The following is a 22,937-nucleotide window of genomic DNA, read 5'->3' as shown; positions in this document are numbered from 1 at the left end:
GCGAGTGAATATAGGATCGACTCGTGCCCAAGCAGTTCACCTCGGTATGGATCCGCGAACCCCGTCAGCCGAAGGCGTCGGGTTTACGCCTCGACCAGATCATCGGCGCCGCCGTCGAGCTCCTCGACGCCGAGGGCCTCGAGTCGTTGAGCATGCGCAAGATCGGTGCCAAGCTCGGCGCGGGCGCCACCAGCCTCTACTGGTACGTGGCCAACAAAGATGAGCTCCTGGAATGGGTTCTCGACGAGTTCTGGGGCATGGTGGAGGTTCCGGAACCGGATCAGGCGCCGTGGCGTGAGGTGCTGACGACGTTCGCATACAACTTCCGCGCCGCGCTGCGCGAACATCCCTGGGGCGCGACCCTCATCGGTCAGCTACCCAGCCTGGGGCCGAATGCGTTGCGGCTCACCGATCGGCTGCGTCGCGCGTACGTCGGCGCGGGCTTCCGCGGCGTCGACATCTACTTCGCCAGCGGCACGGTGATGTCCTATGTGCTCGGCGTGGTGACGCCGGAGATCGCCTGGAGCAAGACGTATGGGGATGTGGAGATCGACCGGGACGTCATCGTGCGAACGATGGAAGGCGTGGCCGAGGACTATCCCGAGCTGCTCGCGGATTACCAGGAGGCGACTCCGGAGGACACCGAGGTCTCGCGGGCGATGGCGTTCGACTTCGGATTGCTGTGTTTGCTCGACGGTCTTCAGCACCGTCTGCGCGGTGCCGCCGAAGAGGCGAGTCGTCGTTCCGATGGATAGGGGCGTCGGCTCGGCGTCCTCGCGATCGCCCGTCAGCCGCTGCTAGCCGAGGGCGTGTAGGGGGTACTCGACCCCATCGTGCCGAGCGTTCACCCCGTCGTGCCGGGCGGTGGACAAGCGCGCCGGACGAGCGCCGATGGCGATAGGAGTCCCGTCGAAACGCCCTGGTGATTCTGACCTTCCCGTGATCGCCGCAGTTCCAGCTATTCGGGCGCCCGCGGGGACTATATTGTTAGACTGAAACAGGTTCTAGTTGCTGCCGGTTATGGTTCAGCGAAACGGTGCGCCCACGACTAGTAGCGGGCACGCGGGAAGGCGTTCGAGTGAGCACCCACACCGTCCTCGGTCAGGAAGTTCACATGCCGGTTCGTATCCGGCTCGCACACGCTTTCATGGCGACCTACCTGGTTCCCGCCGACGCCGCGCAGCAATTGATCGACTACTGCGGGTTGCGGGTGCTGCGGTTAGCGGGCGGTCGTGCGATGTGCTCGCTCGTCTTCGTCGAGTACGTCGACGGCGATCTCGGCCCGTACCACGAGTTCGGCGTCTCCTTCATGGTCCGACACCACACCGCCGCGCCGACCGCCCCGTTCGGCGACGTCCGGGCCTTGGCGACGAACCAGGCCGGAGTCTTCATCCATCGACTGCCGGTCGACGGCGACTTCACGCTCGCGGCGGGCCGCGGAATCTGGGGCTTCCCCAAGGAACTCGCCGATTTCAGCGTGCGGCACGACGGGGCAGTGCGCCACGGTGCGCTGCGCCAGGGCGGTGCGCTCATCGTCGACCTGACTGTTCGCCAAGGCTTTCCCACCCCGCAACGTCGGAGCACCGCCTCCTCGTTCGACGCCTACGCACACATCGACGGCGTCACTCGATGCACGCCGTGGCGGATGGAGCCATCGGGCATGCGCGCCCGTCTGGGCGGAGCCACCCTGTCTCTTGGTGACCACCCCATCGCCCACGAACTGAAGGTGCTCGGCCTGCCCCGGCGTGCGCTCATGACGTCCACCATCGCCCAGTTGGCAATGACCTTCGAGGACGCCGTTCCTGTGTAAGCCACCACGGCTACCACCAGCCCGACCTCGGTCGATAACCGCATGATCACGGCCGCGCGCGGTTCGTGGACGCTCTGCGAAGGGCCGGTTAGGGTGACGTAGCGGATTGTTTGCTCGCATAACGGTGACACAGCGGACTATTCGCTCGCAGCCCGAACCGACCTGTGTGGGAGAGGTGCCCGTGAACCCCGACAACCAGCGCAAGGTGCTGGATCCAGGCGAGAGCCCGGCGGGATCACACGGAGTCGTGGCCGAGATGTCGGCGAAGTTTCTGGCGAGGCACGGTCCGCAGCACATGCCGGATGGCGCCGCTCCGGCGTTCGGATTTCTGATCGGATACCCCGTGGCCGGTGCGGAGGTCGGCGTTTTCCTCGCCATCCTGATCGCGGTCGTGTTGGGCGCTGTGCGGTTGATGCGCGGCGATTCGGTGCGAGTGGTTGCGGGCGCGGTGCTGGTAATCCTGGTGTTCTCGCTGTTCGTCGAGATCACCGGGGAGGGGCGCGGTTTCTATCTGCCCGAAGTAGCGTTGAGTGTCGTGATGACCGTGCTGTTCGGCGCGACACTGCTCACCGGGAAGCCGCTCAGTTGCTCGGTGAGCCGCAGGATTCGGCTCGAACCGGCCGAGCCCGCCGACGCTGCGGCCCGGCAGCACCTGCATCGCCGAATCACGCTCGTCTGGTTCGGGTTCTGGGCGGCGCACGTGGCGGTGGTGGTGCCGCGATACCTGGCCGACAAGGTTGGCGCCTTCGCCCTGGTCTTCGGCAAGCCCGCGCTGGTCGTCATGCTCGCGTCGACCTGGTTGTGGGTGCGCCGCAAGACCGCAGTCCGAGCCGGGGCGGCATGACGCTGCCGAGCCCCGACGCGGTGTCGGAGGACGGGGAAGAAGAGGTCGACTACCGCTTCACCCTCGCCAACGAGCGCACGTTCTTGGCGTGGATGCGCACCTCACTCGGCCTGCTCGCCGGCGGTGTCGCGGTGCACACGTTGGTGCAGCCGTTCCGGATGGGCGGTGTGCGGCGTGCGCTCGCGCTGAGTTGCCTGGTGCTGGCGGTGATCGTCGCGGTGGGCGCGTACGTGCATTGGCGCCGAGTCGGTGTGGCGATGCGGCGGGGGCGTCCGCTGCCCGACACGGTGCTGGTGCCGATCCTGTCCGCGGGCATCGCCGTCGTCTCGGTGCTCGCGGGCGTTGCGGTGTTGCTGCGATGAGCCGCGTCGGGCTCGCCGCGGAACGTACCGCCTTGGCCTGGCGACGAACTGCCGTGGCCGCGATGATCACCGGCGCGCTGTTGCTGAACCATGCAGTGAGCAGCGGGTGGCGTCCCGCGATGACCGCCCCGATCGGTGCGGCGATCGCTATGGCCGCGCTGGCGGGCATGAGTTACCTGCGCAACCGCAGCTTGCATCAGGGCGACTACCGCCACGGCAGCCGGGTCGTCGGCGCGACGACCGCGGTGGTGGTGGTTGTGGCCGGTCTCGCGGCAGCCATCCAACTTCCCGATTCGTGGCCCTAGAGCTACATCGGCACAGCGACGTTGCACCGACTCTCAGGAGGATGACATGAGCGAACGAAGCAAGCGGATCGTGTGTCGGCGGGTGTGGCGCATGCCGGAGTCGGGTGTCAGCGGGGTGCGGGCATGAGCACAGCGACCGAGCCGAGCGACTTCATCGTTGCGGAGCAGCGGCGTGTCGCGGCCGCAATGCCGTTTGCCGACACCGCCGATCTCGCGGACGCCGACCGCGGGTTCATCGCCGCGCTGGAGCCCGGCGTTGTGACGGCGAGCGACGGAACCGTGGTGTGGGACAACGACTCCTACGACTTCCTGCGCGAATCCTGTCCTGCGTCGGTCAATCCCAGTCTGTGGCGGCAGGCCGGACTGGTCATCAAGCAGGGCGTGTTCGAGGTGACCGAGGGGATCTATCAAGTTCGTGGGCTCGACCTGTCCAATATGACGCTCGTCGAGGGCAAAACCGGTGTGCTGGTGATCGATCCGCTGATCTCCGCGGAGACCGCCGCCGCCGGGCTCGCGCTCTATCGCGCGCACCGCGGCGACCGGCCCGTGACGGGTCTCATCTATACCCATTCGCACGTCGACCACTTCGGTGGTGCGATGGGCGTGACCACTACCGAAGACGTTGCGGCAGGGCGCTGTCCGGTGCTCGCCCCGGCGGGCTTCTTCGAGCACGCGGTCGCCGAGAACGTGTACGCGGGCACCGCGATGGCACGCCGGGCCGGGTATATGTACGGCGCGGTGCTGCCCCGTGGACCGCTGGGCGCCGTCGGCGCGGGGCTCGGGCAGACCACCTCGGTCGGCACGGTGACGCTGATCCCGCCGACCGTCGATATCACCGCGACCGGGCAGGAGGAGACGGTCGACGGGATCAGGATCGTCTTCCAGATCACTCCCGGCACCGAAGCGCCCGCCGAGATGAACTTCTACTTCCCCGAGCGCCGCGCCCTGTGCATGGCCGAGAACGCCACGCACACACTGCACAACCTGCTGACGCTGCGCGGCGCCCTGGTCCGCGATCCGCACGTCTGGGCGAAGTATCTGACCGAGGCGATCAACCTGTACGCGCGCCGGTCCGACGTGGTGTTCGCCTCCCATCACTGGCCCACCTGGGGTACCGAGCGGCTGGTGGAATTCCTTGCGCTGCAACGTGATCTATACGGGTATCTGAACGACCAGACCCTGCGCCTGTTGAACCAGGGCTACGTCGGCGCCGAGATCGCCGAAATGCTCACGCTGCCATCGGCTATCGAGGGCAGCTGGCACACACACGGGTACTACGGGTCGGTCAGTCACAACGTCAAGGCCATCTACCAGCGGTATATGGGCTGGTTCGACGGCAACCCGGCGCATCTGTGGGAGCATCCGCCGGCCGAATCCGCTGTCCGGCATGTGGAATTCATGGGTGGCGCCGAGGAGGTGCTGCGCAAGGCGCGCGAGTCCTACGAGGCGGGCGACTATCGCTGGGTAGCCCAGGTGGTCAATTACGTAATCTTCGCCGATCCAACCAATGATGCGGCGAAAGCCTTGCAAGCCAGCACATTCGAGCAACTCGGTTACGGCGCGGAGAACGCCACCTGGCGCAACTTCTACCTCAGTGGCGCCTACGAACTGCGCTACGGCTCGTTCGGCACGCCGACCAAGGCCAGCTCGCCGACCATGCTCGCCGCACTGACCGTCGAGCAGATCTTCGACGCCATGGCGCTGCGCGTCGACGGGCCGAAGGCGTGGAATCAGCGGGTCGTCGCGGAGTGGCAGATCAGTGACGAGGATCGGGTGCACCGCCTCGAACTGCGCAATGGGCGGCTGACCCACTACGCCCGGCCCGACGGCGTGCCACTGCCGGAACCCGACGCGACCTTCACCCTGAGCAAGGCGACGCTCATCCGAGTGCTGTTGGCGGGCGAGGATTTCGGGGTCGCAGCGGCCGCGGGCGACATCCTCATCGACGGCGATGTCACCAAGCTGGCCGAGCTCGTAGGCGTATTCGACGCCCCGGACCCGGACTTCCCCATCGTCACGCCGCGCGGCACGGTCGGCTAGGTCGCCCACCAAAATTGTTCGACTCCGCAAACAACTCTCCCTACGGTGGTGATCATGTCAACCGACCCGTCGACCGAACCCTTGCGTGCGCGCCTGCGCACCGCACTGTCCGTAGCGATGAAATCCCGGAACCGGCAGGCGATCACCGCCTTGCGTTCCACGCTGGGTGCCATCGACAACGCGGAGGCCGTTGATGTCGGTGAGCATCGGGCAGGTGCCGTGGAGGGCAGTGCAGTCGGCCTGGGCGTCGCCGAAGTTGCCCGACGCGAGCTGACCGAGGGCGACATCGAACAGATCGTGCGCGCGGAGATCGCCGAACGCCGCACCGCCGCCGAAAAGTACGAAGCACTCGGGCGCGCGGACCAGGCCGAAGAGTTGAGTGTGCAAGCCGAGGCGTTGGCAAACTTGCTCTGAGACCACAACCAAGTCAACGGAAGTGATCGAAGTCAGGGTTCGGTGCCGCCCGCATGATGATCGACCGGCTCGTTTAGCTCCCATCCCCGCGAGCCGCGAGCCGCGAGCCGCGAGCCGCGAGCCGCGAGCCGCGAGCCGCGAGCCGCGAGCTGGTGGCCGTTGGCTAAGCCGTAAGCCGGGAATTCATGGCGGTGGCCGCAAGCCGGTGGTCGCAGGCTGCAAGTCGGAAGTTGGTAGCCGCAAGTCGCGAGCCGGAAGCTGGTGGCCGCGAGCCGGTGTCCGGTGGCTGGTAACAGCGAGCTGGTGGCTGCGAGCCGGTAGCTGGTAGTCGGAAGCCACAAGCCGTGAGCGTCAGGGCGAGGTTGGGAGGGTCTTGATGTATCGGCCGGCGGCGAAGCGCTGGATCAGGCGCGCTACTGGGCCTCCGAGCCTGGTGTACCAGGTTGCGGGTCGGGAGAATGCGGTCACCACTCCGTACACGGCGTCGTCGGCGGGGTCGTATTCGACGGCGAACAATTCCTCGCCGCTCTCCGGATGCCCAGGCAGCGTGCCGTATGCGAAGCCGCGCTGGTTCGGCGCGGCCAGCACGTACACCACTCGGCACGGCGCGGTGATGGCCAACGGCCCGATGCCGAGCCGCACCGTCAGGCGCGTACCGGGCTCGGCCGTCGGGGTCGATGCCTCGTGAAAGACGCCGGTGCCCTTCTGCATCCGGTACTCCAGGATTGCCACCGCCGCGTGCTCGAACAGCGCCCGGCCGTGCCCGATCTGCCGTCTTAACCGAAACCCGTGATACCCCGCCGGCAGCTCACTGCTCGTGGCCCCGACTTCGGAGTAGGTGAACGGCGGATCGCTGGGCCCATGCTCCATGCCTTGATCTTCACCCCGGCCGGCCCGGTTGGGAAGCGTTACGCGGCGTCGGTTTCGACACGGAGCGCCCAGGCTCATGACGGTGCCACGGGTTTCAGGCGCAGGGGAGTGAGGTGCAGTAACCCGAGGGGATCCAGGTATTCCCTTCGGCGCCGACCACCTCCCTCGCTGCGCAACCCCCAGTGCAAACACGTTCCGCACCCCTCGTGCCCGGCCTCCAGCGTGCCGATCCGGTCGCCTCGCCGCACCCTGCGCCCGACCGAAACCTCCGCCCGCACTGGCTCATACGTTGTCCGCAATCCGCCCGCATGATCGATCGACACCACCGGCTTGTCCGCCACCGTCCCGGCGAACACCACGATCCCGTCGCCCGCGGCCAGCACGCCCTGCCCGGACACACCCGCCAGATCCACCCCGCGATGCCCCGGCAGCCAGTTCTGCGCAGGTTTGTCGAACCGCCGCAGCACGGTCGGTCTAGGCTGCAGCGGCCAGCCGAACCCGCCGACGGGCGCGGCTGTCGAGACCGGTTCCACACAGAGCAGCACGATCAACACGAGACCGATCAGAACGACGGCCCGACGGGCAGTGTTGCTCCCCATCACGCGAGATCAATTGGTCGCGACCGGTGGCAACGTCAGCGGAGCAGGCGAGGCGAGTCCGCAGAACTCGGAATCGCTCGGCGACATGAAAAACGGTGCAGGACCCACATACTCGCAGAACTCAGGGTCCAGCGGAGATATCGCAAACGGGTCCATACCGGTTCCCATTCCCTGTGCCGCCCCATCTTCCGCGACGCGCAACGGCGCCGGGCGTACCAACCCACAGGATGAACCCGTGCACCTCGCGAGGCCGGCGCCTATGCCCCGTGGCGCCCGGTTGTCTGCGACGCGGATCGGCGCCGGGCGCAGCAACCCACAGGGCGAACCCGTGCACCTCGCAAGGGCGGCGCCTATGTCCTGTGGCCCCTGGTTGTCGGCGACGCGGCTCGGCGCGGGTTGCACCGATCCGCAGTACGAACCGGTGCACGTCTCGGGCGCGGTCGGCGGCACCCGCTCAGCCGCAGCACGTACCGGCGCAGGCTGAGCCATCCCGCAGCAAGAACCCGAGCAGGTCACGAACGGCTGACCCACAGCATGTGGCCGCGCCAACCACTCCCTTTCACAGACCAATCCCGCGCACACCACGTTCGCTGCTCCCGCATCTCGCGGCACCGCAATCGGCACAGGCGGCCCGAGCCCACCCGCCGCAACCGGCGGCGCCGTCAACACGGCGAGCGCGAAGAAAAGCGGTATGACCAGCGTCATCATGGACGAGATCGGTTTCGAAGGCATGCCACAAAGCCTCATCCGGCCGAACCGATCCCGGAACCCCCGCTACCCCGAATGTGGACAACTTTCTCGACTGTGGACATCCCCCGTTCCACCTGCCGCAACCGCCACCGCGTACCCCCTGACAGGCCGATTTAGTAGCTGGCCTGGAACCCGATAGACTGATCGAGCGGTCTGTGCCTGCATGGACCGACTTCGCGCGCCACCCCGTGCTTGTTCGCAACGGCGCTGTTCGAATCGAGCTAATCATCCATCGGTTCGCGACGGTGTCTGTGCGGAGCAGGGAGTCGTCGGCTGGTCCCCACCCTCGCGGTCGGGTCCGACGGTTCGGAGGCGCCAGGGCAGTGGATCACCGATTCGCTGCGTCAACCGGCAAACGAAAGAGAGATACGGGAGCTATGGCTGTCGTAACCATGAAGCAGCTGCTGGACAGCGGCGCGCACTTCGGGCACCAGACACGGCGCTGGAACCCGAAGATGAAGCGGTTCATCTTCACCGACCGCAACGGCATCTACATCATCGACCTGCAGCAGACGCTGACCTACATCGACAAGGCCTACGAGTTCGTCAAGGAGACCGTCGCCCACGGTGGCACCGTTCTCTTCGTCGGCACCAAGAAGCAGGCCCAGGAGTCGATCGCGGCCGAGGCGACTCGCGTCGGGATGCCCTACGTCAACCAGCGCTGGCTGGGTGGCATGCTCACCAACTTCTCCACCGTGCACAAGCGCCTGCAGCGCCTCAAGGAGCTCGAGGCGATGGAGCAGACCGGTGGTTTCGAGGGTCGCACCAAGAAGGAAATCCTCATGCTCACGCGTGAGATGAACAAGCTGGATCGCACCCTCGGTGGTATCCGCGACATGGCCAAGGTGCCTTCGGCCATCTGGGTCGTCGACACCAACAAGGAGCACATCGCCGTCGGCGAGGCGCGCAAGCTGAACATCCCGGTCATCGCGATCCTGGACACCAACTGCGACCCCGACCTGGTCGACTACCCGATCCCGGGTAACGACGACGCGATCCGTTCCGCCGCGCTGCTCACCAAGGTCGTCGCCTCCGCGGTGGCCGAGGGCGTGCAGGCGCGGGCCGGCCTGTCCTCCGGCGACGACAAGCCGGAGTCGGGCGCGGGCGAGCCGCTCGCCGAGTGGGAGCAGGAGCTGCTCGCGTCGGCCGCACCGGCTGCCGAAGCCGCTGCCGAAACCCCGGCCGAGGCGCCGGCCGCCGAGGCCGCCCCCGCCGAGGCCCCGGTGGAGACCCCGGCCGAGGCCTGAGTCTTCTCAACCCACGGCGGCGCGCGCCGGTAGCCTGCGTAACCACGTAGGGACAGCGAACGCCGCCGTTCAGGCACTGTTCCGGCGGTGATCACGATCGCGTGCGATGGTGATCACCGCTGCCCAGTATTCAAGTACTTTCTCCGAAGGAGGCTCGCCCCCGATGGCGAACTACACCGCTGCCGATGTGAAGCGGCTCCGGGAGCTCACCGGCTCCGGGATGATGGATTGTAAGAACGCGCTGGCCGAGACCGACGGTGATTTCGACAAGGCCGTCGAGATCCTGCGCATCAAGGGCGCCAAGGACGTCGGCAAGCGTGCCGAGCGCACCACCGCCGAGGGCCTGGTCACCGCCAAGGGCGGCGTCATGCTCGAGATCAACTCCGAGACCGACTTCGTCGCCAAGAACGCGGAGTTCCAGGCGCTGGCCGACCAGATCGTGGCCGCCGCCGCGACGGCCAAGCCCGCCGACCTGGACGCGCTCAAGGCGCTCGACCTCGGTGGCCAGACCGCCGACGAGGCCGTGCAGGCGCTGGCCGCCAAGATCGGCGAGAAGCTCGAGCTGCGCCGGGTGATCTCGTTCGACGGCCCGGTCGCGACCTACCTGCACAAGCGTGCCTCGGACCTGCCGCCCGCTGTCGGCGTGCTGATCGAGTACCAGGGCGAGGGTGACGCCGCGGCCGAGGCCGCTCGCGCCGCCGCCATGCAGGTTGCCGCACTCAAGGCGAAGTACGTGACCCGCGAAGAGGTTCCGGCCGACGTCGTGGAGAACGAGCGCCGCATCGCCGAGCAGACCGCTCGCGAAGAGGGCAAGCCCGAAGCCGCATTGCCGAAGATCACCGAGGGCCGCGTCAACGGCTTCTTCAAGGACGTCGTGCTGCTGGAGCAGTCGTCGGTCACCGATTCGAAGAAGACCGTCAAGGCGCTGCTGGACGAGGCCGGGGTCACCGTTACCCGCTTCGCCCGCTTCGAGGTCGGCTCGAACTGATCGCGCCCCGCATGGTCGTCCCGGCAGCCGCCGGGATCCCGACGCGGGACCTGGTCTGAATGCCGTCCATGGCTACATAGAGCAGACCCCTCGTCGACCGATATGCCGGTTGACGGGGGGTCTTCCTATGCCGCCGAGCACACATAGGGCAGGATAGGGGCCGCTCCGTGTTGAGGAGCCTTTCCGAGCTGCCGAATTCTTTGACGCACTTGCCTGCCGAGAACACGTTGACCGCCGAAGGAGAAGAACACCCATGACGGACCCGGGGAACGACCGCCCAGGATATCGCCGGGTGCTTCTGAAATTGGGTGGCGAGATGTTCGGCGGCGGCCGTGTCGGTCTCGACCCCGATGTGGTGGAGACGGTCGCCGAGCAGATCGCCGAGGTGGTCGCCACCGGCGTGCAGGTGGCCGTGGTGATCGGCGGCGGCAACTTCTTCCGCGGCGCCGAGCTCGAGGAGCGTGGCATGGAGCGGGCCCGCTCGGATTACATGGGCATGCTCGGCACCGTGATGAACAGCCTTGCGCTGCAAGACTTTCTGCAGAAGCAGGGCATCGAGACCCGAGTGCAGACCGCGATCACCATGGGCCAGGTCGCCGAGCCCTACCTCCCGCTGCGCGCCAAGCGGCACCTGGAGAAGGGTCGCGTGGTCATCTTCGGCGCGGGCATGGGCATGCCGTACTTCTCCACCGACACCACGGCCGCCCAGCGCGCCCTGGAGATCGGCGCCGAGGTGGTGCTGATGGCCAAGGCGGTCGACGGGGTGTTCACCGCCGACCCCAAGGTCGACGAGGACGCCACCATGTACTCCGAGATCACCCACAAAGAGGTCATCGAACAGGGCCTCAAGGTCGCCGACGCGACGGCCTTCAGCCTCTGTATGGACAACCAGATGCCGATGCTGGTGTTCAATTTGTTGACCAAGGGCAATATCGCCCGAGCGGTCGCCGGTGAGAAGATCGGCACATTGGTTCGGTCCTGACCCCGCGACCCGCGGATCATGACGATGACGATGCTGTGGAGGAAACGGTCGTGATTGAAGAAGCGCTCTTCGACGCCGAGGAGAAGATGGAAAAGGCTGTCACGGTAGCGAAGGACGATCTCGCAGGCATCCGCACCGGACGTGCCAACCCGGGGATGTTCACTCGAATCGTCGTGGACTACTACGGCTCGCCCACCCCCATCACCCAGATGTCCAGCATTACGGTGCCGGAACCGCGCATGGTCGTGATCAAGCCGTACGAGCAGGCACAGCTCGGCGCGATCGAGACCGCGATCCGCAACTCCGATCTCGGTGTCAATCCCACCAACAACGGTGACATCATTCGGATTTCGGTACCGCAGCTCACCGAGGAGCGCCGCCGCGAGCTGGCCAAGCAGGCCAAGGGCAAGGGGGAGGACGCGAAGGTGTCGATCCGCAATGTCCGCCGCAAAGCCATGGACGAACTGTCGCGCATCCAGAAGGATGGCGAGGCGGGCGAGGACGAGGTCGGTCGTGCCGAGAAGGACCTCGACAAGACCACCGCCAAGTATGTCGGCCAGATCGACGAACTGGTCAAACACAAGGAAGCCGAACTGCTCGAGGTCTGACGCCGGTGGCGTGAGCGATGGGCACCGGGAATGCCGCCGATGGGACACCGCAGCACGCCCGCCCGGGCGGGGGACGAACGGAACGACGAGTTGAGCGACGGGACAATCGTGGCCGAGAACGCCGCCGCGACCGGTGCGGCTGAGGAGCCGAGGCCGGTGAGCGGCACAGCTGAAGCGAGGCAGGAGCACGTGCGCGATGCGGGAGCGTCGGGTCACGAGCCGTTAGCCTCTGCTGCGGCGTCCGGTCACGACGCTTCGGCCGATGGTGATGGCCCGGCCGCCCGTCTCGACGGTGCCGAAGTGCAGCAACCGGCCCGGGTGGACGAAACGTCCATGTGGGCATCGGGTGCCGCGGGCACCGAACAGGCGCCGGCGGCCTCGGCGGCCGAGCATGATCCGGAGGCGCACGGTCCCAACGCGGTGCTCGCGGCCCCGCCCGCGCCCGGCTCCCGCGCGGGTCGGAATCTGCCCGCGGCGCTCGCGGTCGGGTTCGGTCTCGGGCTCTCGCTCATCGCGATCCTGCTTTTCGTGCCGAAGGTGTTCATCGGTGTTGTCGGCGTCGCGGTGGGTGTCGCGACCTGGGAGGTCGCCAAACGCCTCCGCGAAGCCGACGTCCTGGTGCCGCGCATTCCGCTCATCGTCGGCGGGCAGGCCGTGTTCTGGCTCGGCTGGCCCTACGGGGCCAGCGGGGTCGCGGGCGCGTTCGCGGGCACGGCGCTCACCTGCATGGTGTGGCGCCTGTTCGACCACGGACTGCAAACCGCGCCGCGAAACTTCCTGCGCGACACCGCCATCGCCATCTTCACGCTGGCCTGGATCCCGCTGCTCGCCTCGTTCGCGACGCTGCTGCTGCTCGAACCGGACGGCAACCTGCGGGTGCTGACCTTCATGATTCTGGTCGTCTGCTCCGACGTCGGCGGTTACGTGGCAGGCGTGCTGTTCGGCAGGCATCCGATGGTGCCGTCGATCAGCCCGAAGAAGTCCTGGGAAGGCTTCGGCGGCTCACTGGTCTTCACCGTCATCGGCGGCTTGCTCACCGTCACCCTGCTGCTGGAAGCCAACTCGATGATCGGCGTCGTCCTCGGCGTCGGCCTAGTCCTGGTCGCCACCTGCGGCGACCTCATCGAATCCCAGATCAAACGCGAACTCGGCATCAAGGACATGGGCACCCTGCTCCCCGGTCACGGCGGCATCATGGACCGCCTCGACTCCATGCTCCCCTCCGCCTTCGTCTCCTGGTTGGTTCTCTCAACCCTGCTCTGACCTGGTACTATAAATTCTTGCCACTCGCTCGGCGAAAATTTATACTCGCAGGATGTCCGAGGAAAAGCTGTCGCGTGCCGAAGTGGCTGTGCTGTCGTTTCTGCTCGGCAGTCCTGCTGCTCAGCGGCAGGTCGGCATCGCGGAAGCCACCGGTGTGACGCAGGCGCGAGTGTCGCAAATCCTGTCCGCCGCTGATGCGATCGGCTGGACCGAACGTGGCCCGGACGGCTGGCAGGTTCGCCGTCCGCGTGAGCTGTTCGAGCGTCTTGTCGCCGCCCGTCCGCCCAAGGTCGATGTCGTCGAGTCCTGGTACGCCCTCGACACGATGCAACGGCAGATCGAGCTGGCACTGGAACACGCCTCCGACCAACAGATTTCGCTGCAGGTCTGCGGCGATTGGGCGGCGGACCGGGTCGCGCCGTGGCGAATCCCGGATATCGTCTATCTGCACGCCGACGGGCACTTGGACCTGCGAGCAGCGGGTTTCGTTCCGGTCGAAACGAGTCCCGCCGATGCGACCATCGTGGTGAACGTCGGCAAGCTCGCGCCGGGACTGCGGCTGGACCCGGCGATCGCCGCGGCGATGGGCGGGCCGCCTGCGCGAGCGTGGCCCCTCGCACCCATTACCGAGATCGCCCGGCACCTGCTCACCGGCGACGGGCCCGATACTGCCGAAGCCGTAGCCGAACTCGAACAGCGCTTCCTCGCCGCCCGAAGCGAGCTCGGGCGTGTTGCGTGATCGAACTGGAGGTGTTCAGTGGTTCGCGGGCCGAGGATGGTGCGTATCTGGCCCTGGCCGACGCCGCGGCCGTCGGTGCCGCGCTGGAATCGTGGGCGGTGATCGGTGGGCACATGGTCAATCTTCATGTGCTGCGCAGCGGGGTATCGGTTCCGTTGCGCGCGACCAGAGATGCCGATCTCGCCGTAGAGCTGGTCACCATCCGGGACGGAGCTCTGCTGGATCGTTTGCGCGGCATGGGCTATGACAATCCACGGGCGGGCAACCGATTCGAGCGCTCGGTCGGTGGAACAGCCGCGACGATCGACTTGCTGGCGCCGTCGTTCACCAATCGGCATGTCCCCGATCTCGACGGGGGACCGATCGCGGTGGACGGTATCCCGGCGCTGCATGTGGCGTTGGCTCGGGAGCCGGTGTGGATCGCCTTGCGCGCCACGCTGATCGATGGCACCCGGACCGCCGCTACCGTCGCGATCCCGGACATCGCAACGGCCATCTGCCTCAAAGTCTTCGCTTACTTGCACCGCTTCACTCCGCGTGACGCCGAAGACATCGCGCGCCTGCTCGAATGCGGATACGCGGACCGGACATCCTGGCCCAGCGGAACCATGTTCACCGAGGCACTCGATCTGCTGCGTGAGCACTTCGACCAGCCGGGACACGCATTGCGGAGGTGCACCGGAAATCCGGCGCGCACCCGTGCGCTTGTTCGTGCTCTCACGCCGTGACGGTCCGCTGCCTCCGCCGGGCGCGGTGAGCTACCTCTTCGCGACGCGGCGGAGCTGCAGGATGCGCAGGCCGCCGACCAGCGCCATCACCAGTGCGCCGCCGATGACCGACAGCAGCACTGCGACGCCGAGCGGCAGCGAGAAGTGCCAGAAGAACAAGCCGACCTCGACCTGATCGAGGTTCTGCAGAATGAAGACAAGCAGGATGATCAGGATGAGAGCGCCCGCGATCAGACTCATCCAGGTGGTGCCGGTGCGCGTGGACAGCGATTGGCGGTGCTTGGCCGGGACGGTGCTCGGCGGGGTGGTGGCCGGCGGTGCGGTCGGTGGTGTCGGCGCCGTGCGCTCGTCTGTCAGATCCGGATCGGGCTCAGGCAGGTGCTCAGCATTGGTGGACATATTTCGATCATTGCCCACTGCTATGACAGTTACACGTATTTCCCGGCGACGAACCGGCCATGTCGGAGCCGCCGCGTGCGGGCGAGTGTGCGGCACATTCGCCCAGATGGGAGAATGGGGGAACTATGACCGTCTCCCTGCCCCTCGTTTTCGATGCTCCGCGCCGTGGCATGCCGCCCCGGCACCTCGCCGACCTCGACGCCGAGGGCAGGCGGGCAGCCATCGAGGAGCTGGGACTGCCGAAGTTCCGCGCCGACCAGATCGCCCGCCAGTACTACGGCAGGTTGCAGGCCGACCCGGCCCAGATGACCGACCTGCCCGCGCCGGTGCGCGAAAAAATCGGCGAGGCGCTGTTCCCGCCGCTGATGTCGGTGGTGAAGCACGTCGCCTGCGACGCGGGCGAAACGCGAAAGACGTTGTGGCGAGCGGGCGACGGCACCCTGCTGGAGAGCGTGCTCATGCGCTACCCCGACCGCGCCACCCTCTGCATCTCCAGTCAGGCAGGCTGCGGCATGGCTTGCCCGTTCTGCGCGACGGGCCAGGGCGGACTGAACCGCAACCTGTCCACCGCCGAGATCGTCGACCAGGTTCGCGCCGCGGCGGCCGCGATGCGCGACGGTGAAGTCGCGGGCGGGCCGGGCCGGCTGTCCAACATCGTCTTCATGGGCATGGGCGAACCGCTGGCCAACTACAAGCGGGTCGTCGCCGCGGTCCGCCGCATCACCTCCCCACCACCGGATGGTTTCGGCATCTCCCAGCGCAACGTGGTCGTCTCGACCGTCGGGCTGGCTCCCGCCATCCGCAAACTGGCCGACGAGGACCTCTCGGTCACCCTCGCCGTTTCTTTGCACACCCCGGACGACGAGCTGCGTGACACCCTCGTCCCGGTGAACAACCGCTGGCCGGTCGCCGAGGTCCTCGACGCGGCCCGCTACTACGCCGACAAGTCCGGTCGCCGTGTCTCCATCGAGTACGCGCTGATCCGCGACATCAACGACCAGCCGTGGCGTGCGGACATGTTGGGGCAGAAGTTGCACAAGGCCTTGGGCTCCCGCGTGCACGTCAACGTGATCCCGTTGAACCCGACCCCGGGGAGTAAGTGGGACGCCTCGCCGAAACCCGTTGAGGCGGAGTTCGTTCGGCGCGTAAACGCCCAAGGTGTGCCGTGCACCGTCCGCGACACCCGCGGTCAGGAAATCGCCGCCGCCTGCGGACAGCTCGCTGCCGAAGGCTGAGATCTCAGACCGCCTTCCTTCGCGTGTCAATGCGCAGCGTGTGCCGTGCGCTGTAGGTAATACGAGGTCAGGACAGTGCAGCAGTTTGCTGCGGAGGACTTGGATTCGTAGCTGCCCCGCGACTCGATGACGCGACCGTGGAGTTGGGTCGGGAACCCAATGTGCCAGCGGTTCAATAGTTTCGGTAGAAGTTGGGTTGATCCGCCCGCTCACGCTACCGGTGCAGTGCGAAACTGGAACCTGTTGCGGTTTGTGTTGCATGATCGTTCCAGCGAGGTTGATTCCTGGCTGTGCCGATTGAGACAAGCGAACAGAGGCCCACGGATGACCACCTCGCACAATCCGCCGCCGAGGGCGCAGTTGCCCGACGATTTCTTCCGGCGCGCGTACGAGATCTACCCCAGCTTGCGGGAAGCCGGTGGCGTCCATGAGGTGACCTTCCCCGGTGGTGCTACCGCGATTCTGATCACTGATTACAAGCTGGCCCGCCAGGCACTTGGCGAGGAGAGCCTGCGGAAGAACCCTTCCGCGACCACCAGCCCCGAGGTCAAGCAGTTCGCTGACCTCACGTTGCCCGCGCTCGCGATGGCGGAGCGACTGCCGTGGTCGGATCCGCCCGAGCACACCCGTCTGCGGGCGCTGGTAGCCGACGCATTCACTCCCCGGACCGTGGCCGCGCTCCGGCCGCGGGTACAGGAGATCGCCGACGGACTGCTCACCGGCCTCGCCGCTGCCGCCGACGAGCCGGCCGACCTGCTACCGGCGTACGCCACACCGCTGCCGGTGCAAGTGATCTGCGAAATCCTCGGCGTCCCAGCGGATGACCACCGGCAATTCGGCGAATGGGTGCAGACGATGTTGCTGTCCCAGAACCCGGGCCAGGAACGCGCTCGCGCGAGCAAGAAGTTCGCGTACTACCTCATGGGCCAGGTGAGTCTTCGGAGGCAGCGCGCCGATCTGGTGTCCTGGACCTCGGCCGACCCGCTGCCGACGGATCTGCTCGGCACGCTGATCATTCGCTGCGATGCCGCAGTCGTGGCAGACCCCGCGACTGCCGGGTTGCCGACGGCCGACCGGATCGCCGTGGCCGACCGGGCGATCGCAACGAATACCACCGTGCTCCTGGCCGCCGGGTACGAAACCACGCGCGGGTTGATCGCCAACAGCATCATGCTCCTGACACCCGAGCTTCGCGACGAACTCGTCGCCGACCCGGACCGTATCGACGCCTATGTCGAGGAGGTGCTGCGCATCGCGAGCCCGGGACCGTTCGCCACCATGCGGTACACCACCGCGCCGTTGACGCTGGGGCAGGTGGAGATCCCGCCGGGTCGGGTGGTCATCGTGGGGCTCGGCGCGGCCAACACCGATCCCGCGGTCTTCGACGACCCCCTGCGCGTGCACCTGGGCGAGCGCAGTGGCCCGATTCATCTCGCGTTCGGTCTCGGCATGCACTACTGCATCGGTGCGCGACTGGCCCGGCTCGAAGGGCAGGTGGCACTGCGAGCTCTGCTGGCGCGCTACCCCGACTTGTCTCTCGCCACCGCCCCCGCCGACCTCCCGATGGTCGAGTCGATACTGACCGCAGGCCCGCAGCACCTGCCGGTCCGGCTCGCCCCTGCTCGGGTTTGACAGGCAAGTCGCGCCCTCGGTCGCCGACTACTGCCTCCAGGTTCGTAGTCCGATGGTCAGCTACCGAATTCGAATGGGCATGACCGCAGAGCAGATCGCCGGGGAGAGCGCAGACGATCCCACGCCATTCCCAATGCTCGTTGAGACGCGGTAACACCGTCAGGGTCCGCCGCCGCACAGGCAGTCCTTCGGAATGTAATGGGACGTACGGTAAGTGCTACAAGCCGTAAATGTTCCTTCTTCCGGATCATCGAAAGTCGCTGGCCGCGTCAGTATTTGCGCGCAAGACCGTTGAGTAGCCTGTGCGTGGTCAAAGTCTGCATTCGTGATGAGTGGAAACCCTTAGGGTGCAAGCCCTTAACGGCCCGGTCGACCAGTCCGCCGAATGCCACACCACATTCGTCACGCCGACGCGTACACACCTATGTCGTTCTCGCCGTTGATGGTGTACCGCCTGGTTCAAGCAAGACGATCCCCATTTTGGCGGGGAGGGGACCGCACTGCGTGCTGACCAGACGGTGCACCTTCAACGGCGAGAACCACCAGCCGTGGCCGGTCTACTCGGGCCAGTGGTTGAGATCGGTCGTAGAAGAGTGGTCGCTTGGTTGGTAGACGTGGCGGAATGTGCGTGGCATGCTTTCGCGATTCGATCGCGGGGGACGCGACGTGAGCCGAGGGGGAGTTGAAGTGGATTGCTTTGCGGGATCGCCTGCGCTGAATGCCGCACCGAGGGAAGACCGTCGGCAGTGTGCGGCCTCGTCCGCGAGTCGGTCATCCGGTGACGCGCCACACCAGGAGCGGTCGCAACGGTTGGGTAGGGTGGCCCCGCGTCGAATGCTGCGGGCCGGGCATCTCGGTTCGCGCTTGGTCGATGAATCGGATAGCGAGGCAAAGGAATTCGCCCACCGCGTGCTGCGATGCGCTCTGGAGGTGCTAGATCGACACCGACCGCTAGCGCACCTCGGCGCCATTGCCGACCCGCCGGTGGTGTCGATGGTGCGCACCGTGGTCAAGGGTGGCTTTGTGCCCGGCGCCGAGTTGGGTACTGCGGTACTGAGACGGGTCGACGTCGTGATGGTCACTGGTGCCGCTGCGGAGCTGTGCGCCTCGTACGACCGAGGCCACCGTCATTATGCGCTGGCCGCACGCATTGCCCGCACCCGCGCCGGCTGGCGGCTGACAGCTCTCCGCGTGCTGTGAACGCAACTCGCATTCGGTGTGGCTGTACCGCTGCTTCGGCAACCTGCGTGACCCCAGATCAGCCGATATGGATCAGGCGCGGTCAGTCTGCGATCTTGGATCGTACGTTCGGTCACGGTCTCGGCTGTCGGAGCTCCTCGCGGCGATTCGTGATGAGCGCTGCCAGCCGGTGAGTGCTCTTGTCGTCGAAGCCGATGCCGGGAAGGCGGTCGACCCACGGTTCCGACGCGGCGACGATCCGTGCCAAGCTGCGTTTGATTGCTCGCTCCGTCACGCCGAGCCGGACGGCCGCCTCTGTCCACCAGCGGTAGGTCAATTTTGCGTCGCGTCCGTACAGCATGAGGGCCATGGGATCGTTCCAGCTCAGGTACGGCTGCGTGCTGAGCAGGTCGTAGGCGGGGGTGACTTCCCAAATCCCGTCGGGGTTGCGCCGGATCGACAGGTTCTTGCCGTGCAGATCGCCGTTGCCGATGAGGTAGCTGAATGCGGCGATTTCAAGCATCTGCAGGACGGCGAGGGAGGGGGAGCCGCGCCCGGTGGTGACGGCGTCGGCCAGCGCGATAATGGCTTCCTGCAACGTGATTCGGTACTTGGCCGCCGGATAGCGGCCGAGAACCTGACAGGAGTCCTCCTGGGCGAGGCGCCGGATGCCACCGTTTTCGACGATGCGGTCGAACCGGCTGATGAACAGTGCCGTGCGGCCGTTCCCATCGGTGGCGAGTTGATGGTCGGGGACGCGAAGACCACATGCCTCGGCCATATCGAGAAAGAAGTTCTCGTTCTCGACCAAGAGCGGGTATTCGGGTGGATTGAGTTTGAGAATGGCCGGACCCCGGGTGGTGGAAACCGGGGTCGAGATCATTTGCGCGGAGACCTTGACCTGGACGCCGGGTAGTGCTGTGCGGTCGAGGTCGTTTGCGTCGGTGGAGGTCGCGCGGGTGAACAGCGTGGTGAAATCCGTAGTGGCAGGGTTGGTTTGATCGAACAACGCAGGTTGGTCGGCGGGAGCTGTTCCGGCGGGCACCACTTGGACATCGCCGATGGTGTCGGCACCGACCGCGAGCAGGATGCTCAAGTGGTCGTCTTCGCTGGTGCGGGTTGCTCTCGTAATCGCGGTCAGGCGTAGGCCTTCCGGTAGCAGGCCCGCGAAGAAGGCGGGAACCGAACCGCCCGTCGCCCGGGCGGTCACTGCCTGCTTCGGCAAGGTGAACGCAAGCGGTGGCGTCGCCCCGTCGGCGAGATAGGTCTGCGCATAGGTGAACACCACATCGTCGCGTTCACGGCGTAGGTGTCCAGCGAGTTGGCCCGCTTTGTAGACGTCAGCTTCGGCTATGGCGCGAAGCTCGGTGAGATCTCCCGGCGTGGTCATTTGTCGTTGACCTCGACGGTGCCTGCGGGTTGGTTCCGGGCATCGGCATGCGGCATGCAGACGAGCGTGAGTCCGAGTGCGTTGAGGACGCGCAGGACGATAGCGAGGCTCGGTGACGTTCGCCCTGCTTCCAGGTGCTGTATCGAGGAAATGCCCACGTCCGCGAGGTCTGCCACGTCGATCTGGGTCAATCCGAGTGTGCGTCGGCGGTCTGCGATGAAGGGGCCGAACGAGGCGAGGGGTCCCGGCTCGTCTCGTGATCTGCGACGGGGCTTCGACCGGCTCACCGGTTCCTCCTATCGTTGCTATCGCAAGCTTAACGGCATGAAATTCGACATCCACGTCGTTTGCGCGGTGTTCGAGAGCGTTATCGTTGTTATCGCAACGATAACAGAGGTGGGGACCTGATCTGCCAGCGTTTCAGCCTCTTATCGTTGCGATCGCAAGCTTAAGAGGGACTGAGCATGATGGCGCCACGAAACGTATGACAAGAAACCCATAACTGCGTTTGTGGAGCCGAAGATCAGCTAGAGAGTGTGCCGTGGCTCGAGGCGAAGGTCAGGAAGTGTCTGGTCTCGCAAGCGGTCTTTCTTGTGCTGGGAACTGGCCTGGTTCGATTCAAAGGCCGATCGGCGGAGTGCGGAGGACGCTCACAGCGCGGCCCGCCGCTCGTAGCGGGAACGTGCGCGGAGGTAAGCGGTGTGCAGTAGTTCGCGGGTCGCGGTGTCGGTTCGGGGGCCGGGGTTGACGACGGCGAGCCAGGCTGCGGTGCCGTAGCTGGGGTGGGGAAGGACGGTGTCGGTGACGCTGTGGTCCACGTCTGCGGTGGTTGTCTCGCGAGGTTGGTGACCGGTGTGGTCGACGAAGGCGTCTTTTCCTGCGGCGATATTGACTCGGAAGGTGTCCGGGCGGTTCAGGCGCGAGCTCTGGTCGTCGGGGTAGTCCTTGGTGACGATGGTGGCGAAGGGCTGGGTGTTGGTGGGGACGACGCCGTCGGGGGAGTAGTAGAAGAAGGTGTCGCCCCAGCTGATCTCCGGCCACTGGTCGCCTGCGGTGGGGCGGAGGGTCAGTACGCCGTCGAGGCCTGCCACGAAGTCGATGATCTCGTCTACGGTCATAGGTTCCAGCGTGTCATTGAAGTGCTTGTGTTGACTTTTTGTGCGATTGCTAGGAGTTCTGTGTGCGAAACCTCAAACAGCAGGTCGTGCGCACCGTCGATGTCGCACGCCATGCCGGGTACTCGGTACAGCAGGTGCGCAACCTCGAACGGGAGGGCGTCCTGCCGCCTGCGACTCGTACTCCGGGCGGTCACCGGGTTTATGGGGAGGTACACCTTCATTCGGCAGCTGCCTACCGGGCACTCGCGGCCGCTACCGGCCCGACCGAAGCCAAGAAGATTCTTCGGACGATCCACACGGGCCCGCTCGCCGCGGCCCTCGCCCTGCTCGACGCCGCGCACGCGCGTCTGCACGTCGAGCGCATCGAACTGGGTCACGCCCAGCAGGCCGCCGCGGCGATCTCGTTCGAGCCGATCGGTGATGTACACAGCACCGACTCGATGAGCATCACCGAACTGGCCGACGCCCTCGGCATCCGTACCTCGACGTTGCGGCATTGGGACGCTGAAGGTTTGGTGATCCCCGAGCGCAGCCGAACCCACCAGGGAGCACGGCACTACACCCCCGCGCAGGTTCGAGACGCCCGCATCGTCCATCAACTCCGCAAAGCGGGCTACCCGATCACCCACCTGCGAGCCGTGCTGCCGGAGTTGCGCGCAGCTCACCGATCCGACGACGTGCAGTCCGCCTTGGCTACCCGGGATGCCACTCTCACCATGCGTTCCACCGCGTTCCTCGACGCCGCCGCAGCGCTGCACGCCGTGATTTCGCTCGTTGCTGCCGGGCAGCCAGACCGCTAGTCAAAGGGGTGCGGCAAGGCTCACAATCCGCCGCTGACCGGCGAAAATGCCATCCGCAGCGAAAAACATAGTTTCGCGAATCAGCCTATGGCTACTCCTGAGAGAACGCCGGTATGGCCTGCCGACGCCGATGGGGGCGTCGTGGCGGGTCGGCGGGATCGCAGTTCGCCAAATTCTTGGCTGACTGTCACGACAGCGGGAAGGAACCACATATGTTGATGCTCACCCCCACCGCCATCGAGGTCGTTCGCACCATTACGTCCGCGGAAGGCACGCCGGAGGATGCCGGACTGCGCATCTCCACGGCGGACGGCGCGGAAACGCTGCAGCTCGAGGTGGCCGCGGTACCGGCTGAGCAAGACCAGATCCTCACCGCCGAAGGGTCGCGAATCTTCCTGGACGAGGACGCCGCCGCATTCCTGGACGACAAGGTTCTCGACACCGGGCAGGACGCCAACGGGCAGGGTGGCTTCGTCATCGCCCAGCAGGCGCAGTACACCTGAGTTTCCGGATCGCGCGGGTGTGGGGGGGGGGGGGGGGGGGGGGGCGGGCCCCCCCCGCCCCCCCCCCCCCCCCCCCCCCCCCCGCGGGCGGGGGGGTTGGATGGCCGCCGCCCCAACAAAAAAAAAAACCGG

Annotated in this window: 25 protein-coding genes; 19 read left to right on the top strand and 6 right to left on the bottom strand. The window is 66.3% G+C overall.

Translation table 11 applies throughout. The annotated features are described in order from the left end of the window. Positions 1–23: 23 nt before the first annotated feature. From ACIHA7_RS34725 to ACIHA7_RS34695, 7 genes are all read left to right on the top strand, one after another. Positions 24–755 (top strand): TetR/AcrR family transcriptional regulator, encoded by a 732-nt coding sequence (locus ACIHA7_RS34725; RefSeq protein WP_397295599.1) that lies wholly within the window; start codon positions 24–26, stop codon positions 753–755. A 359-nt stretch (positions 756–1,114) separates the two neighbouring features. Next, entirely contained in the window at positions 1,115–1,810 is a 696-nt protein-coding gene (locus ACIHA7_RS34720; RefSeq protein WP_397295597.1) for an acetoacetate decarboxylase family protein, read from the top strand. A 181-nt stretch (positions 1,811–1,991) separates the two neighbouring features. Beyond that, positions 1,992–2,654, top strand: a complete 663-nt coding sequence (locus ACIHA7_RS34715; protein ID WP_397295595.1) for a DUF3159 domain-containing protein — start codon at positions 1,992–1,994, stop codon at positions 2,652–2,654. Next, the gene (locus tag ACIHA7_RS34710) at positions 2,651–3,016 is read left to right on the top strand and encodes a YidH family protein (RefSeq protein WP_397295593.1); all 366 of its coding nucleotides are present in this window, start codon (positions 2,651–2,653) and stop codon (positions 3,014–3,016) included. The genes ACIHA7_RS34715 and ACIHA7_RS34710 overlap by 4 nt, the downstream gene beginning before the upstream one ends. Continuing rightward, a complete protein-coding gene (locus tag ACIHA7_RS34705) occupies positions 3,013–3,321 on the top strand; it encodes a DUF202 domain-containing protein (RefSeq protein ID WP_397295591.1) in 309 nt (102 codons plus the stop codon). The genes ACIHA7_RS34710 and ACIHA7_RS34705 overlap by 4 nt, the downstream gene beginning before the upstream one ends. A 123-nt stretch (positions 3,322–3,444) precedes the next feature. Continuing rightward, positions 3,445–5,361, top strand: a complete 1,917-nt coding sequence (locus tag ACIHA7_RS34700; protein WP_397295589.1) for an alkyl/aryl-sulfatase — start codon at positions 3,445–3,447, stop codon at positions 5,359–5,361. Positions 5,362–5,415: 54 nt separating this feature from the next. Then, positions 5,416–5,775, top strand: coding sequence for a hypothetical protein (locus ACIHA7_RS34695; protein WP_397295587.1), 360 nt, complete (start codon positions 5,416–5,418; stop codon positions 5,773–5,775). A 351-nt stretch (positions 5,776–6,126) separates the two neighbouring features. On the opposite strand, the gene ACIHA7_RS34690 is transcribed toward ACIHA7_RS34695, so the two are convergent. Together ACIHA7_RS34690 and ACIHA7_RS34685 are read right to left on the bottom strand one after the other, a co-directional pair. Then, positions 6,127–6,645, bottom strand: coding sequence for a DUF1990 family protein (locus tag ACIHA7_RS34690; protein ID WP_397295586.1), 519 nt, complete (start codon positions 6,643–6,645; stop codon positions 6,127–6,129). 74 nt (positions 6,646–6,719) lie between these two features. Further along, entirely contained in the window at positions 6,720–7,244 is a 525-nt protein-coding gene (locus ACIHA7_RS34685; protein ID WP_397295584.1) for a M23 family metallopeptidase, read from the bottom strand. Positions 7,245–8,371: 1,127 nt separating this feature from the next. Here ACIHA7_RS34685 and rpsB point away from each other — a divergent pair. The 7 genes from rpsB to ACIHA7_RS34650 all read left to right on the top strand — a co-directional run bounded on the left by rpsB (position 8,372) and on the right by ACIHA7_RS34650 (position 14,549). Beyond that, positions 8,372–9,241: a 30S ribosomal protein S2 gene (gene rpsB / locus ACIHA7_RS34680; RefSeq protein WP_397295582.1), complete on the top strand. Its 870-nt coding sequence runs from the start codon at positions 8,372–8,374 to the stop codon at positions 9,239–9,241. A 163-nt stretch (positions 9,242–9,404) separates the two neighbouring features. Beyond that, positions 9,405–10,229, top strand: coding sequence for a translation elongation factor Ts (tsf, locus tag ACIHA7_RS34675; RefSeq protein WP_397295580.1), 825 nt, complete (start codon positions 9,405–9,407; stop codon positions 10,227–10,229). 253 nt (positions 10,230–10,482) lie between these two features. Beyond that, complete coding sequence (pyrH, locus tag ACIHA7_RS34670) at positions 10,483–11,211, top strand: UMP kinase (RefSeq protein ID WP_107658365.1); 729 nt, start codon at positions 10,483–10,485, stop codon at positions 11,209–11,211. Positions 11,212–11,261: 50 nt separating this feature from the next. Further along, positions 11,262–11,819 carry a ribosome recycling factor gene (frr, locus tag ACIHA7_RS34665; RefSeq protein ID WP_107660775.1) on the top strand — a complete coding sequence of 186 codons (558 nt, stop codon included), beginning with the start codon at positions 11,262–11,264 and terminating at the stop codon, positions 11,817–11,819. A 333-nt stretch (positions 11,820–12,152) separates the two neighbouring features. Further along, positions 12,153–13,082, top strand: coding sequence for a phosphatidate cytidylyltransferase (locus tag ACIHA7_RS34660; RefSeq protein ID WP_397295949.1), 930 nt, complete (start codon positions 12,153–12,155; stop codon positions 13,080–13,082). Positions 13,083–13,134: 52 nt separating this feature from the next. Then, entirely contained in the window at positions 13,135–13,821 is a 687-nt protein-coding gene (locus ACIHA7_RS34655) for a hypothetical protein (RefSeq protein ID WP_397295579.1), read from the top strand. Further along, a complete protein-coding gene (locus ACIHA7_RS34650) occupies positions 13,818–14,549 on the top strand; it encodes a hypothetical protein (RefSeq protein WP_397295578.1) in 732 nt (243 codons plus the stop codon). Before ACIHA7_RS34655 ends, ACIHA7_RS34650 begins: the two co-directional genes overlap by 4 nt. A 30-nt stretch (positions 14,550–14,579) precedes the next feature. Here ACIHA7_RS34650 and ACIHA7_RS34645 read toward each other — a convergent pair whose 3' ends face one another. Next, a complete protein-coding gene (locus tag ACIHA7_RS34645; protein WP_397295577.1) occupies positions 14,580–14,948 on the bottom strand; it encodes a lipopolysaccharide assembly LapA domain-containing protein in 369 nt (122 codons plus the stop codon). Between the two features lie 125 nt (positions 14,949–15,073). Between ACIHA7_RS34645 and rlmN the strand changes: the two genes are divergently transcribed. From rlmN to ACIHA7_RS34630, 3 genes are all read left to right on the top strand, one after another. Further along, positions 15,074–16,183 carry a 23S rRNA (adenine(2503)-C(2))-methyltransferase RlmN gene (gene rlmN, locus ACIHA7_RS34640; RefSeq protein WP_135232419.1) on the top strand — a complete coding sequence of 370 codons (1,110 nt, stop codon included), beginning with the start codon at positions 15,074–15,076 and terminating at the stop codon, positions 16,181–16,183. Between the two features lie 324 nt (positions 16,184–16,507). Then, complete coding sequence (locus tag ACIHA7_RS34635; protein WP_397295574.1) at positions 16,508–17,815, top strand: cytochrome P450; 1,308 nt, start codon at positions 16,508–16,510, stop codon at positions 17,813–17,815. Between the two features lie 864 nt (positions 17,816–18,679). Next, positions 18,680–19,015: an Rv3235 family protein gene (locus ACIHA7_RS34630; RefSeq protein ID WP_397295572.1), complete on the top strand. Its 336-nt coding sequence runs from the start codon at positions 18,680–18,682 to the stop codon at positions 19,013–19,015. A 112-nt stretch (positions 19,016–19,127) separates the two neighbouring features. On the opposite strand, the gene ACIHA7_RS34625 is transcribed toward ACIHA7_RS34630, so the two are convergent. The 3 genes from ACIHA7_RS34625 to ACIHA7_RS34615 all read right to left on the bottom strand — a co-directional run bounded on the left by ACIHA7_RS34625 (position 19,128) and on the right by ACIHA7_RS34615 (position 21,502). Then, positions 19,128–20,384, bottom strand: coding sequence for a type II toxin-antitoxin system HipA family toxin (locus ACIHA7_RS34625; RefSeq protein ID WP_397295570.1), 1,257 nt, complete (start codon positions 20,382–20,384; stop codon positions 19,128–19,130). Continuing rightward, entirely contained in the window at positions 20,381–20,671 is a 291-nt protein-coding gene (locus ACIHA7_RS34620) for a helix-turn-helix domain-containing protein (RefSeq protein ID WP_397295568.1), read from the bottom strand. Before ACIHA7_RS34620 ends, ACIHA7_RS34625 begins: the two co-directional genes overlap by 4 nt. A 363-nt stretch (positions 20,672–21,034) precedes the next feature. Then, positions 21,035–21,502, bottom strand: coding sequence for a DUF6194 family protein (locus ACIHA7_RS34615; RefSeq protein ID WP_397295567.1), 468 nt, complete (start codon positions 21,500–21,502; stop codon positions 21,035–21,037). Positions 21,503–21,564: 62 nt separating this feature from the next. On the opposite strand from ACIHA7_RS34615, the gene ACIHA7_RS34610 reads away from it, so the two are divergent. Together ACIHA7_RS34610 and ACIHA7_RS34605 are read left to right on the top strand one after the other, a co-directional pair. Beyond that, on the top strand, positions 21,565–22,302 hold the full coding sequence (locus ACIHA7_RS34610; RefSeq protein ID WP_397295566.1) for a MerR family transcriptional regulator: 738 nt from the start codon (positions 21,565–21,567) through the stop codon (positions 22,300–22,302). Between the two features lie 212 nt (positions 22,303–22,514). Beyond that, on the top strand, positions 22,515–22,805 hold the full coding sequence (locus tag ACIHA7_RS34605; RefSeq protein ID WP_107658355.1) for a hypothetical protein: 291 nt from the start codon (positions 22,515–22,517) through the stop codon (positions 22,803–22,805). Positions 22,806–22,937: the final 132 nt, after the last annotated feature.

The sequence above is a fragment of the Nocardia sp. NPDC052316 genome (assembly GCF_044547795.1).
In the GTDB taxonomy this organism is placed as follows: Bacteria; Actinomycetota; Actinomycetes; order Mycobacteriales; family Mycobacteriaceae; genus Nocardia.
This window is presented reverse-complemented; position numbering and strand designations above follow the sequence as displayed.